This window comes from Streptomyces sp. NPDC051452 (assembly GCF_044454765.1).
In the GTDB taxonomy this organism is placed as follows: Bacteria; Actinomycetota; Actinomycetes; order Streptomycetales; family Streptomycetaceae; genus Streptomyces.
Map to the genome: position 1 here is coordinate 1 of NZ_JBITEB010000010.1, position 11855 is coordinate 11855.

The following is an 11855-nucleotide window of genomic DNA, read 5'->3' on the forward strand; positions in this document are numbered from 1 at the left end:
CGATCCCCGTAACTACCTGGCATTTCTCGGGCTTGCCGCCGCCCTGTGCTGCTACAAACGACTAGTCCGCCTCACCACGTAGGACACGGTCTAAGTGCGCTGGTAGGGCTGATTGGTGTAGGAGCTGGTGCCGGCGCCACCTTTGGCGGTGTCGTGTATCAGCAACGACATGGCACCCGGGAGGCAAGGGCCGCGCGGCTGCGGGGCGAAGCTGCTGCTGCAGCAGAAAAGATTCTGTCTGAGTTGTTGGCTATGCAACACAGCCTGCGACTGGGCGCATACGGGGCCGCCGAAGAGGAGCGACGCGCCTACCGGAGGACCTTGCAGCATCACCATGCAACGATCCAGTTGCACTCGCAGTGGCTGCCCGATGCCGAACTCAGGTCCCGACTCACTGTCAACGCTCTTTACACGCAGGTCGGGCCGGTCGGCGATTCCCGTGGCGACGTCGAGCGTCGCGGGCACGGGATGGCTCTGTGTGCGGACAGTATTGCCTGCCTCGGTGCCTTCCTACGCTCTGAAGCTCTTCCCGTGCGCGATGCATACGTCGATCAGATACTTGCCCGCTGGCCTGAGGGGCGGGAGCTACACACGTTCATCGTCTCAGGTCCACCCGTGGAGGCTGATGAGACTCCCGACTCTGCTACTTAGCGCGACTTAAAGGTAACGCTCCCTACATTGGTGTGCCGCAGGATGCTTGACCAACGATCGCGACAGAGCCAGGCGGGCTCCGGCACGCTCGTATGGGGCACCTGTGGGGCAGTGCAACAACGCCAGGTGTGAAGGCGCAGATGAGCGCCTGAGTGCCGCGCCGTCTGTAAATCTGCCGGCTCAGCCTTCGCAGGTTCGAATCCTGGCGCCGCCACACGGAGCCGAGAGCCCCGTGAGCTACGCACGCAGGTCACGGGACTCTCGTCGCTGTGCGGACCGTCACCCGGCCCTCCGTGCGTTAGCCGCCGTGCCTACGCCATCGGTAGAAGATCCGCTCGCCGGGCTCGTTGGTCAGAACAACCCGCTGCCCAATCACCACCCAGAGGTCAACACCGTCGTTCTCTGGACAGGCTGCGTTGGGTCGCCCGTGATGATGAGTGTTCGCCTGATTAACGGTGTGCCCTCCTGCGACGATGTGAGTATGCCGAAGCCTGGAACGCCTCTCCCAGCTGCGCTCATCCCCGACTGCACCAAACCGGAAGCCCACCAAGCGGCCTACAGAAGCGCCAAGACCAACGACGCGATCTTTGTGTGCATCGCTCGCCAAGGCCAGCGCTGGCAGGTGGAGCTTGACGCCATGGCCGGCAGCGGGCCCACCATCCCGGACCAGGCAGTGGCAGTCCTGCAGTCCGCGATTGAAGCACTGGTGGTCGCTGGCATGGTGACGCAGGGCAACATCGCGCCTGACTACATCTCCATGCGGGCGATCGAGAGCGAGGCGAAAGCGCGCGAAATCGCGGCTGCGTTCCATGCGGCTCTGCACGGACTCCGGCAGCTCTACACCGCCGTCCCGAGCCAGCGCAGAAGGGCCTAGCCTTCGAGGTCCGAGGCACTTCGAGGCGAGGCGGGCGCTACCTTGGAGACATCCTGGAGATGATCTTGCATCAGGGCCCCCGAGGTGCCAACGGAGACCGACGCTCCCCAACACCCTGACCTGCATATTTGACCCGAAGTACAGGTAGACGATCTTCCAGGGCCTAATTCGGGACGAAGAGGTCGCGGGTTCAAATCCCGCCACCTCGACAGCCCTAACAGCAGGTGAGGCACCCAGGAACGTTCCTCGGTGCCTCACCTGTTTTCGCCGGTGCCGGTCACCGACATCACCACGGCAGGGGCTGAGGGCGACGGTGCCACCACCATCCGTGTGCCGAGGCCGCGTCCTCCGCAGGCGGCAGTTCCTTGCGGAGCAAGCCGCCGGTGTCGTCGACCGTCAGCTCGGCGAAGAGGGCGTCCAAGGGCTCGAGGGCGTTCTGCAGCAGGACGGCCACGTTCTGGGGCAGCTGGACGCGCACCCGCTCCAGCTTGTCGCGTGCCGCGAGGCGCTCGGCGTAGAGCTCGGGTGGATACCAGCCGGAGGGGGCCCAGGCGGCTTCCATCTGACGGACGAGTTTCTCCCACGCCCCCAGAGAACTTGTCGCCGTCCAGAACGGCGTCCCCGGGGTGCGCGCCTCATCGGGGTGCATGCGGTGCAGATGCGCGGCGAAACCGTCACCAAGCGGAGTTGCGATCTTCAGTTCACGGACCACTTCGGGGATGCGGGCGACCGTGACATGCGGGAGCCGGTCGACGGATGCCTCGACCCTGTCGATCGTGTAGTGGGGTTCGTCGTCGTCGGACTCGTACAGACGTGCTCGTGTGACGAGCCCGCTCTCCGTGGTCAGCCAGTACGCGCTCGGCGGGGCCTCCTCGGCGGGGAAGAGGACCAGGGCACCTGCCGCCCGGGCGAAGGCGGAGGCCAACTCGCGCTCACTGGGCTGCGGCTGCACGGACTCTTGGGCGTAGATGTCCAGAGACGTGGAGACGTCACCAAGGACGGTCACCTTCTCGCACAGCACCAGGGCATCCCAGTTGCGCAGGTCCTGGTCGGTGTCCTCGTCGGCGACGTCCACCTCCTGAACGTCCAGATGCAGGCACTGCGCAAGTGCGGCCCTGACGGTACCCAGGTGCAGTGGCTCCACGGTGAGGAGGTTGTACGTCATGGCGAGTAGGTCCCGTAGTAGATGTAGAGGGCCTTCCAAGTCCCGTACCACGGCCGCTCGACCCCATCGTTCCTCGGCGCGGCGCCGCTCGTCGCCCCCCCCTCGCCGAGGGGCAGTTCAAAGGGCCCTCGACCAAGTGTCAAGGACCCTCAGGTGTCGGACCCCCGGCGTCCGGCCGGAGTGGCTCAGCTCTTTTGTGGTGTCGGCAGCACCGCCGTCAGGATCTCCTGGACCCGGTCCGCGATGTCCTTGCGGTCGTCGAGGACCCAGGAGATGTGCTGGGCGCCGAAGAAGGCCGAGACGAGGACGCGGGCGGTGGACTCGGGGGAGGTGGGGGCGGGGAGCTGGCCCTGTCGCTGGGCCTGGCGGAGCCATGCCGTGAGGGACTCGGTGTAGCCGAGGTACGGCATCGGCATCTCGATGCCGATCTGGGAGCGCTCGATCTGCAGCCGGGCGCCCGCCTGGACCGTGGTGTCGTCGCGGAAGGCGACGGCGGTCCGCACCAGCAGTTCGGCCACCGCCTCCAGCGGCGCCAGCCCGGTCTCCTCCACCTCCTGCCCGATGACCCCGAGCAGGTGGTAGAACTCCTCGGCCACCGCCTGGGCGAGCGCCTCCTTGTTGGCGAAGTGGAAGTACACCGCGCCCTTGGTCACGCCGGCCAGTTCGGCCACGTCCTGCACGGTCACCGCGGGGAAGCCCTTCGTGGCGAAGGCCTCCGCCGCCGCGTCGAGCACCTGGGCGCGGGTGCGCACGGCGCGTTCCTGTTTCAGCCCCGTGTTCCGGTGGCGGGGAGCGATGGCCCGTTCGGGCCGGGACCTCGGGGCGCTGCGTTCCGCGGCCATGGGCGTCCATCCCTTGCTGAGACTCTTGATCTTCGCTTGAAATATACCTTCGGGAATGTATTGTAAGGGGCGGCTCGATGAGCTCAAGCGTCGTGCCGGTGTTGCTGTCTGCGTGAGTACATTCACTGGGGGTTCAGACCATGCATCAGCCTGTCGCCACACCCGTCACCAGATCCGTCGACCCGGGCACCGCCCGGGTCGAGATCTGCCGTCCCCGGCATCTAGCCCCGGCTCCGGCGGCTCCCGCGCTCCCCGGTCACCGGCAGCTCAGCTATCTCCACGCCGTCCCGCGGCACATGGTGCACCGCGCGGCGATCGCCGAGGTCTTCCTCACCGACACCGTCCGCACCGGCGAGCACAGCTTCCTGGTCGCCGCGCAGTGGCCCCGCGACCACGCCCTCTACTCCCCGGGCAGCGACGGGACCAGCGACCCGCTGCTGTTCATGGAGACGATCCGGCAGGCTCTGGTCTACCTCGCGCACGCCTACCACGACGTGCCTCTCGGCCACCGCTTCATCGGCTTCGGCTCCGAGTTCGAGATAACCGACCCGGCCGCCCTGCACATCGGCGGCGAACCCGTCCCGGTGGTCCTCGAAGCACAGTGGGTCTGGGTCGGCAACCGTCCGCCGCACCGTTACGGCATGCGCCTGGAGGTCGTCCTCACGGTGGGCGGACGGCCCTGCGGCCACGGTGCGCTGCAGGTCGCCGCCGTGGACGACAAGCGGTACTCGATGCTGCGCGGCCGGGGGGCCGAGCCGCGTGCTGTCGCCGCGACCGATCCGCGGCCGCGCCCGTTGCAGCGGGCGCACCCGGCGGCGGTGGGCCGGCTGCGCGCCAAGGACTGCGTGCTGGTGCGCGAACGCGCCGACGGGCCCTGGCAGTTGCTCATCGACGTGGAGCACCCGATCTTCTTCGACCACCCCAGCGACCACGTGCCGCTGATGGTCACCCTGGAGGGTTTCCGCCAGCTCGGCCATCTGCTGCTGCACCCCGGCGACACACCCCGGGACGCCGGACACACCCTGCTCGGCATGGACGTCGACTGCCTGGCCTTCGGCGAACTGGACGCCCCCATCGACCTGGTGGTGCGCGAGCGCGAGGTCGACGCCGGTTCCGGCACGACCCGCCTGACCCTGGACGCCGTACAGGGCGACGTCCGGCTCGCCAGCTGCCGGTCGAGCTGGGGAGCCGCCGGCCAGGCCGCGACCGCCGCTCGCCGGGCGGCCGTTCACGCGACCGCCGCTCACCGGGCCACCGTTCCCCGGACCGCCTGAGGCCCCTCCCCCACCGCGTCCCACAACTCGTGCACACGCTCGGCCAGTCCGCGCCGCTCCAGGTCGGGCGCCGTGCAGTAGGCGCCCACCAGGATCACCGTGGCGAGGTCGGCGAGGGCGGCGGCCGGCGTCGCCCCCTCCAGCGCCTGTCCCGCCTCCGCGCCGTCCACCGCGCCCTCCACCATCTCGGTGGCCAGCGCGCGCAGATCCGCCAGGATCTTGGGCGGCTCGGGCCCCGCGGGCGCCTCCTCCAGCACCAGCCGCAACGCCGCGTTGAACCGCACGTCGGACTCGACGCGTTCGGCCAGGCCCCGGCACAGCGCGCGCAGCCGCTCGCGCACCGGGAGGTCCGTGGCCGTGTGCCGGGCGAGGATCTCGCCCACCACCTCGTCGAGGTGTTCGGTGAGCGCGCGGGCCAGGTGCTCCTTGGAGGCGAAGTGGCCGTACAGGGCACCCTTGGTCAGTCCGGTGCGGGCCGCCACGTGCTGGAGGTTGGCGCGCGGGTAACCGTGCCGGACGAACTCGACCGCGGCGGCGTCGAGGACCAGTTCATGGGTGCGCAGCGAGCGTGCCTGCTTCGCCATCGTGCGTCCCTTCGATCGTGCGAGAGGTGGGCGGGGGCGGCCGGGGCTCCCAAATAATACCTTCTTGAACGCACTTTTTTGGTACGTGATTCCGACAAGGAGCAGAAAGCATGCCTTCCATCAGCGCCCTGGGCACGGTGGCCGAACGCGCCGCGGCCGCCGACCGAGACCGCCGTCTGGCCGGGGAGGTCGTGGCCGAACTGACCTCCGCCGGGCTGCCGCGGTACTTCGTCCCGCGCCGGTGGGGCGGCGCCGAGGGCGGTTTCGCGTCCCTGCTCGCAAAGGTGGCGGCGGTGGGCGAGGCCTGCGCCTCGGCCGCGTGGGTCGGGATGCTCTGGGCCACGCACGGGCGCTATGCGGCGCTGCTGCCCGAGGAGGGCCGGCGGGAGCTGTGGGGCGGCTCGCCCGACGTGCGGATCTCGGCCGCGCTGATGCCGCCCGCCGGATCGGCCCGGCCGGCCGACGGCGGCTGGCGGGTGACGGGGTCCTGGGCGTGCGTCAGCGGGATCGACAGTGCCCAGTGGGTGCTGGTGGCCGCGCCGGAGCCGCCCGAGGACGGTGGTCGGGTGCGCGTGTTCGCCGTACCCACCGGGGCCGTGGAGGTGGCCGACACCTGGGACGCCACCGGGCTGCGCGGCACCGGCAGCCACACCGCCGTCGTGCGGGACGCCTTTGTCCCGCACCACCGCTCCTTCGCCCAGGCGGAGTTGATGCGCGGCGGCGACGCACCGGACCTGGCCCGCTGCCACACCGTCCCGGCCCAGCTGGTCGGCGGCCCGCTGTTCTGCGCCCCGGCGCTGGGCGCGGCCCGCCGTGCGCTCGCCGTGTGGTCCCGGTGGGCGGCGGGGAAGACACCCGGCGGCGGGAGCCCGCACCGTGACAGCGCGGCGGTGCGCGAGACGTTCGCACTGGCGTCGGCGCACATCGACGCGGCCGGGCTGCTGCTGGAGCGGGCCGCCCACCGCGCCGACACCGCCCCACTCACCCCGGCCCTGGTCGCCGGCAACCAGCGGGACGCCGCCGTGGCCGCCGAGCTGCTCACCGACGCGGTGGACCGGCTCTTCCGCACCGGCGGCGCGCATGTGCGCGAGGGCGGCGGCGAGCTGAACCGGCTGTGGCGCGACGTGCACACGGTCGCCTCGCACGCCGTGCTGCGCCTGGAGCCGGTGGCGGCCGCCTACGCCTCGGCCGTGCTCGACGCCGACGCCGTGGCCCGCTCCAGCACCGCCTCCCGCTCCCGGTAGAAGCCGATCTTCCAGTCGAGGTAGCGCAGCGTGGAGTCGAACTCCCCGGACCGGGCGCGCAGCGCCTCGCGGTGCGCCTCCAGGAGTTCGCGGCGGGCGGCGATCGTCGAGTCGCCCGCCCGGTACAGCTCGACGTAGTGGTTCATGTCGGCCGGGGACATCCCGGTGCTGCGCAGGTGGTTGAGGAACTCGAGCCAGCGCAGGTGGACCGGGCTGTAGGCGCGGCCGCCGTACGGGTCCTCCTGGGCGCCCTCGATCAGCCCCTGCTCCTCGTACCAGCGCAGTGTCCGGGCGTCGAGGCCGCTGATCCGGACCACCTCCTCCAGGGAGTAGGTCTCGGCGTGGGTGGTGACATAGGCGGTGGGGCGGTTGTCGTGCGTGGCCCGGGTCGTGGCCATGGTGGAACCTCCGTGTCAGTGGCGCCAGGACGTGGCGGCGCGGTGCGTGGTCAGGGCGGGGCGGTGCCAGGTGGTGCGGGTCCGGTCGGGCGCGGGCTCCTCCGCGGCAGGCGTCCGCCGGGCCAGTTCCATCAGTACGGCGGTGGCCGCGGCCAATTCCTCCGGGGTGGGGGCGCCGCGCAGCACGCGCAGGACGGGACCGCCGGTGTCGTCGCTCATACCGGCTGGTTCCCGTGCTTGCGGGACGGCAGATCGCGGTGCTTGGCGCGGAGCATGGCCAGCGAGCGGATCAGCACGGCCCGGGTCTCGCGCGGGTCGATGACGTCGTCGACGAGGCCGCGCTCGGCCGCGTAGTAGGGGTGCATCAGCTCCGACCGGTACTCCGCGATGCGCCGCGCCCGGACCGCCTCGGGGTCCTCGGCGGCGGCGATCTCCCGGCGGAAGACGACGTTCGCCGCGCCTTCGGCACCCATGACGGCGATCTCGTTGGTGGGCCAGGCCAGTGCCAGGTCGGCCCCGATGGAGCGGGAGTCCATCACGATGTAGGCGCCGCCGTAGGCCTTGCGCAGCACCAGGGAGATCCGGGGGACGGTCGCGTTGCAGTACGCGTACAGCAGCTTGGCGCCGTGCCGGATGATGCCGGCGTGTTCCTGGCCGACGCCGGGCAGGAAGCCCGGCACGTCGACGAGGGTCACCAGCGGGATGTTGAACGCGTCGCAGAACTGCACGAACCGCGCGCCCTTCTCGGACGCGGCGATGTCCAGCACCCCGGCCGTCGTCGCGGGCTGGTTGGCGACCACGCCGACGACATGGCCGTCGAGGCGGCCCAGGGCGCACACCAGGTTGGCCGCCCAGGTGGGCTGCACCTCGAAGTACTCCCCGTCGTCGACGATCTCCCCGAGCACCCGGTGCATGTCGTACGCCCGGTTCGGCTCGGCCGGCACCAGGTCGAGCAGGGCCTCGCAGCGCCGCCCGGGATCGTCCGACGGCGTCTCGTAGGGCGGCAGTTCGCGGTTGTTGGACGGCAGCAGCGACAGCAGATGGCGTACGTCCGCCAGGCAGCTCGCCTCGTCGTCGTAGGCCGCGGCGGCCACTCCGGAGACCGAGGCGTGTACGTCGGCGCCGCCGAGCCCGTCGTGGCCCACCTGCTCGCCGGTCACCGCCTGGACCACGTCCGGGCCGGTGATGAACATCTGCGAGATGCCGCGCACCATGAAGACGAAGTCGGTCAGGGCGGGCGAGTAGGCGGCGCCGCCCGCGCACGGGCCGAGCATCACGCTGATCTGCGGCAACACGCCGGAGGCCGCCACGTTGCGGGTGAAGATGCCGCCGTAACCGGCGAGCGCCGAGACGCCCTCCTGGATGCGGGCGCCGGCCCCGTCGTTCAGGCTGACCAGCGGCGCCCCGGCGGCCAGCGCCAGATCCATCACCTTGTGGATCTTGGCGGCGTGCGCCTCGCCGAGGGCTCCGCCGAAGATGCGGAAGTCGTGGGCGTAGACGAAGACGGTACGGCCGTCGACGGTGCCCCAGCCGGTCACCACGCCGTCCGTGTACGGCCGCCTGGCCTCCAGGCCAAAGCCGGTGGCCCGGTGCCGGCGCAGCGGCTCGATCTCGGTGAACGAGCCGCTGTCCAGCAGGAGTTCGACGCGCTCACGGGCGGTCAGCTTGCCGCGTGCGTGCTGCTGGGCGCTCGCGCCGGGTGCGGGGCCCTCGTGCGCGACCTCGCGGATCAGCTCCAGTTCGGCGAGCCGGGAGCGGGCGGTCTCCGGCTCGGGTGGGGCGTGCGGGACGGTGCGTTCCTCCATGACGGTCATGCGTCCATCATGGAGCACTTACATTCCTTCGTGAAGGTATTTTAATTTCACTTTGCCTGAGCGGTGCGGGGCAACGGCAACCGGCACCGGCACCGAGGGCGGGCGCGCGAAGGCCCCGGTCCCGGGAACGATCCCGGGCCGGGGCCTTCGTACGGTGGCCGAGCGGTCGGCGAGGGAGGACTGGCACCGCCCGGCCGTACAGGGGCGTATCGGACGCCCCTGAGTCTTCTCACCCCTGGGCCTTGTCACCGGCCTTCCTGGCGAGCCGGGGCAGCAGCAGGGCCGTGACCGCGGCCGTCGTCAGCAGCATCACCACGCTGATCACGAAGCTGGTGTCGAAGCCCCGCTGGAAGTGCGAGGTGTCCGCGATCAGCGCGCCGAAGGCCGCCACCGCGATGCAACTTCCGACCTGTCGACTGGTGTTGAGGACCGCGGCCGCCGTGCCCGCCCGCTCGCCGTCGATGTTCTCCAGGATCGCCGCCGTCAGCGACGGCACCGCGAGCCCGCCGCCCAGGCCGATCGGGACCAGCAGCAGCACCGGGATCAGGTACGAGGTGTGGGAGGTGACCGTGAGCATCAGCAGCGAGCCTGCGGTCATGACCAGCTGGCCGATGGTCATGGGCACCCACGCGCCCTTGCGTGCGGCCAGCTTGACGCCCGCCATGTTCACGATGGAGATCAGCGCGCACATCGGGATGAACATCGCGCCGGTGCTGACCGGGGAGGCCCCGCGCACCTGCTGGAAGTACATGCCGAGCAGGAAGATGGCGCCGTAGAAGACCGCGTTGATGGTGAAGCCGGCCGCCAGGCAGACCAGCACCGTGCGGGACTTGAAGATGCTCAGCGGCACCATCGGGCGTTCGCGCCGTGACTGCGTCACCACGAACACCGCCGCGGCCACGACCGCCAGGGCCAGCGTGCCGAGCACGTCCGCACTGCCCCAGCCCTGACGGCCGCCCTCGATCACCGCGTAGGTCAGACCGGCCAGGGTGGCCACCACCGACAGCTGTCCGAGGAGGTCGACCGGGGCCGCGCGGCGCGGCGAGGGGGTGATCCGGGTCAGCATGGCGAGACCGAGCGCGCCCACCGGGAGGTTCAGGTAGAACACCGCTCGCCAGCTCAGTCCGCTGGTGAGCATGCCGCCGACCACCGGGCCGACGGCGACCGCGACGGAACCGGCGGCCGTCCAGATCGCGATGGCCCGCGCCCGCTTGCCCGGGTCGGAGTAGGTCTGCCGGATCAGCGCGAGCGAGGCCGGCACCATCAGCGCGGCGGCACCGCCCTGCACCATCCGGGCGCCGATCAGCGTGCCCAGGTTGGGCGCGATCCCGCAGGCCAGGGAGGCCACGGTGAAGGACGCGAGGCCCCAGGCGTAGGCCCGGCTGGCACCGATCCGGTCCGAGAAGGTACCGGCCGACAGCATGAAGGCCGCGAACATGAGGGTGTAGCCGTCGACGATCCACTGCAGGTCGGCCATCGAGCCGCCCAGGCTGTGGGAGATGGCCGGCAGGGCCACGTTGACGACCGAGCCGTCGAGGGAGATGACGAAGAAGGCGAGCAGGGCCGCCGCGAGGACGGTGGTGGGGGAACTGCCTCGCGGGGCGGACGGATCGCCGGCCGGTACGACCGGGAGCCGGTCGGTCCGCGCGGACCGGGTCAGGATGGCCATGGGAACTCTCCTTGGAAGCGGCCGAGTTGGTGGGGGGAGGAGCGGGGTGCGAGCCGGGGCGGGCGGGGTGCGGAGGGCGGTCAGGCGTCGGCCGGCGCGGCGCGGCGGCGGCTGAGTTCGGCGAACTCGGGGTTCGTGCCGAGCACTCCGCCCTCGCCCCAGCGGTTCTGCGGAATCTCCTGGATGTAGACGGTGATCTTGTCGAGGGGTGCGCCGATGACGCGGTGCACGGTGGCGGTCAGTTCCTCGATCAGCTCCTGGCACTTCTCGTCGGTCTGGTTCGGCCAGGTGGTCATGGAGAGGATGGGCATGGCGAAGCTCCTTGGGGCGGGGGCGTCCGGGGCGCGCGAGGGCGCGAGGCGCGCGGGGCACGGGATGCGTGGATACGAGGGTCACGAGCGGGCGGGACCGCGCGGGCGTACGGGGCCGTACGGCGGCACGGGCGGCGGCACGGGCGGCGGGGTCCGCGCCGGGATGGTGTGCGGCGCGTGGGTCGAGGGGGCGGGCCGGGGCCTACAGGCCGGCCGAGGCGCCGCCGTCGAGGGTGATCGCGGCGCCCGCGACATGGCGGGCGGCGGGGGAGAGCAGGAAGGCGGCGAGCCGGGCGACATCGGCCGGGGCCGCGAGGGTGCCGAGCGGGGTCTGGGCGGCGACCTGGGCGCTGACCTCCTCGGCGGTGGCACCGGTGCGGTCGCCGATCGCCTTGGCGATCTCGTCCCACAGCGGAGTGCGCACGGCACCGGGGTCGAGCACGTTGACCCGGACTCCGCGGCGGCCGAGGTCCTTGGAGACTGCCTTGGCGAAGGCGGCGAGGGCGGCGTTGACCGCGCTGTTCACCGGGAAGAGTGGGTCGGGGTCCTTGCGGAAGACCCCGCTGACCAGCACGACCGAGCCGCCGCCGGCCTCGGCCAGCGGGCCGGACAGTGCCCGGGTGAGCCGGACCGCGCCCATCAGCTTGGCGTCGAAGGTGGTCTGCCACATCTCGTCGGTCGTCTCGTCGAGCGGGGCCAGCGGGCCGTCGCCCGCCGTGTGCACCAGCCCGTCGACCCGGCCCAGCTCCGCGAGCAGCGCGGTGACGGTGGCGTCCACCGAGGCGGTGGAGTTGATGTCCGTCTCGTACGCGACCAGCCGGCCGGAACCGCCGGTGCGGGCGTCCACCTCCGCGCGGGTCCGCTCCAGCCGGGCGGCGTCGCGGCCGAGCAGGGCGACGGTGGCGTCGGAGCGGGCCAGCTCCTCCACCACGGCGGAACCCATGCCGCCGGTGGCACCGCTGACGACGATGACGGGTGTGAGGGGGGAGACGGTGTCCACGGCTGCCTCGATTCCCGGGGCTCCGCCCC

General features: G+C 71.3%; 12 protein-coding genes. 3 read left to right on the forward strand and 9 right to left on the reverse strand.

Annotated elements, in window-relative coordinates; translation table 11 throughout:
* The first annotated feature begins 958 nt into the window (after positions 1 to 958).
* Positions 959 to 1525: a hypothetical protein gene (locus tag ACIBA9_RS22705; RefSeq protein WP_399365602.1), complete on the forward strand. Its 567-nt coding sequence runs from the start codon at positions 959 to 961 to the stop codon at positions 1523 to 1525.
* Positions 1526 to 1811: 286 nt separating this feature from the next.
* Here ACIBA9_RS22705 and ACIBA9_RS22710 read toward each other — a convergent pair whose 3' ends face one another.
* Together ACIBA9_RS22710 and ACIBA9_RS22715 are read right to left on the reverse strand one after the other, a co-directional pair.
* A complete protein-coding gene (locus ACIBA9_RS22710) occupies positions 1812 to 2690 on the reverse strand; it encodes a hypothetical protein (RefSeq protein WP_399365604.1) in 879 nt (292 codons plus the stop codon).
* A gap of 185 nt (positions 2691 to 2875) precedes the next feature.
* Positions 2876 to 3532 (reverse strand): ScbR family autoregulator-binding transcription factor, encoded by a 657-nt coding sequence (locus ACIBA9_RS22715; protein ID WP_399365606.1) that lies wholly within the window; start codon positions 3530 to 3532, stop codon positions 2876 to 2878.
* Between the two features lie 140 nt (positions 3533 to 3672).
* Between ACIBA9_RS22715 and ACIBA9_RS22720 the strand changes: the two genes are divergently transcribed.
* Positions 3673 to 4806, forward strand: a complete 1134-nt coding sequence (locus tag ACIBA9_RS22720) for a ScbA/BarX family gamma-butyrolactone biosynthesis protein (protein WP_399365608.1) — start codon at positions 3673 to 3675, stop codon at positions 4804 to 4806.
* Here the strand turns inward: ACIBA9_RS22720 and ACIBA9_RS22725 are convergent.
* Positions 4776 to 5390 carry a TetR family transcriptional regulator gene (locus ACIBA9_RS22725; protein WP_399365610.1) on the reverse strand — a complete coding sequence of 205 codons (615 nt, stop codon included), beginning with the start codon at positions 5388 to 5390 and terminating at the stop codon, positions 4776 to 4778. The two genes, ACIBA9_RS22720 and ACIBA9_RS22725, sit on opposite strands and share 31 nt — an antisense overlap.
* Positions 5391 to 5500: 110 nt before the next feature.
* On the opposite strand from ACIBA9_RS22725, the gene ACIBA9_RS22730 reads away from it, so the two are divergent.
* A complete protein-coding gene (locus ACIBA9_RS22730) occupies positions 5501 to 6634 on the forward strand; it encodes an acyl-CoA dehydrogenase family protein (RefSeq protein WP_399365612.1) in 1134 nt (377 codons plus the stop codon).
* Here ACIBA9_RS22730 and ACIBA9_RS22735 read toward each other — a convergent pair.
* The 6 genes from ACIBA9_RS22735 to ACIBA9_RS22760 all read right to left on the reverse strand — a co-directional run bounded on the left by ACIBA9_RS22735 (position 6568) and on the right by ACIBA9_RS22760 (position 11826).
* Complete coding sequence (locus tag ACIBA9_RS22735) at positions 6568 to 7032, reverse strand: MerR family transcriptional regulator (RefSeq protein WP_399365613.1); 465 nt, start codon at positions 7030 to 7032, stop codon at positions 6568 to 6570. The two genes, ACIBA9_RS22730 and ACIBA9_RS22735, sit on opposite strands and share 67 nt — an antisense overlap.
* A gap of 15 nt (positions 7033 to 7047) precedes the next feature.
* A complete protein-coding gene (locus ACIBA9_RS22740; RefSeq protein ID WP_362150073.1) occupies positions 7048 to 7251 on the reverse strand; it encodes an acyl-CoA carboxylase subunit epsilon in 204 nt (67 codons plus the stop codon).
* Complete coding sequence (locus tag ACIBA9_RS22745) at positions 7248 to 8846, reverse strand: acyl-CoA carboxylase subunit beta (protein ID WP_399365614.1); 1599 nt, start codon at positions 8844 to 8846, stop codon at positions 7248 to 7250. The genes ACIBA9_RS22740 and ACIBA9_RS22745 overlap by 4 nt, the downstream gene beginning before the upstream one ends.
* Positions 8847 to 9075: 229 nt before the next feature.
* The gene (locus ACIBA9_RS22750) at positions 9076 to 10515 is read right to left on the reverse strand and encodes an MFS transporter (RefSeq protein WP_399365615.1); all 1440 of its coding nucleotides are present in this window, start codon (positions 10513 to 10515) and stop codon (positions 9076 to 9078) included.
* 80 nt (positions 10516 to 10595) lie between these two features.
* Positions 10596 to 10826, reverse strand: coding sequence for a tautomerase family protein (locus ACIBA9_RS22755; RefSeq protein ID WP_361250961.1), 231 nt, complete (start codon positions 10824 to 10826; stop codon positions 10596 to 10598).
* 202 nt (positions 10827 to 11028) lie between these two features.
* Positions 11029 to 11826, reverse strand: coding sequence for an SDR family NAD(P)-dependent oxidoreductase (locus tag ACIBA9_RS22760; protein ID WP_399365617.1), 798 nt, complete (start codon positions 11824 to 11826; stop codon positions 11029 to 11031).
* Positions 11827 to 11855 lie beyond the last annotated feature (29 nt).

Bases quoted from the DNA above. Each gene is read 5' to 3' on its own strand.
- ACIBA9_RS22755 (WP_361250961.1), bottom strand. From the start codon at position 10,826: ATGCCCATCCTCTCCATGACCACCTGGCCGAACCAGACCGACGAGAAG.
- ACIBA9_RS22735 (WP_399365613.1), bottom strand. From the start codon at position 7,032: ATGGCCACGACCCGGGCCACGCACGACAACCGCCCCACCGCCTATGTC.
- ACIBA9_RS22720 (WP_399365608.1), top strand. From the start codon at position 3,673: ATGCATCAGCCTGTCGCCACACCCGTCACCAGATCCGTCGACCCGGGC.
- ACIBA9_RS22750 (WP_399365615.1), bottom strand. From the start codon at position 10,515: ATGGCCATCCTGACCCGGTCCGCGCGGACCGACCGGCTCCCGGTCGTA.
- ACIBA9_RS22710 (WP_399365604.1), bottom strand. From the start codon at position 2,690: ATGACGTACAACCTCCTCACCGTGGAGCCACTGCACCTGGGTACCGTC.
- ACIBA9_RS22745 (WP_399365614.1), bottom strand. From the start codon at position 8,846: ATGACCGTCATGGAGGAACGCACCGTCCCGCACGCCCCACCCGAGCCG.
- ACIBA9_RS22715 (WP_399365606.1), bottom strand. From the start codon at position 3,532: ATGGCCGCGGAACGCAGCGCCCCGAGGTCCCGGCCCGAACGGGCCATC.
- ACIBA9_RS22730 (WP_399365612.1), top strand. From the start codon at position 5,501: ATGCCTTCCATCAGCGCCCTGGGCACGGTGGCCGAACGCGCCGCGGCC.
- ACIBA9_RS22740 (WP_362150073.1), bottom strand. From the start codon at position 7,251: ATGAGCGACGACACCGGCGGTCCCGTCCTGCGCGTGCTGCGCGGCGCC.
- ACIBA9_RS22725 (WP_399365610.1), bottom strand. From the start codon at position 5,390: ATGGCGAAGCAGGCACGCTCGCTGCGCACCCATGAACTGGTCCTCGAC.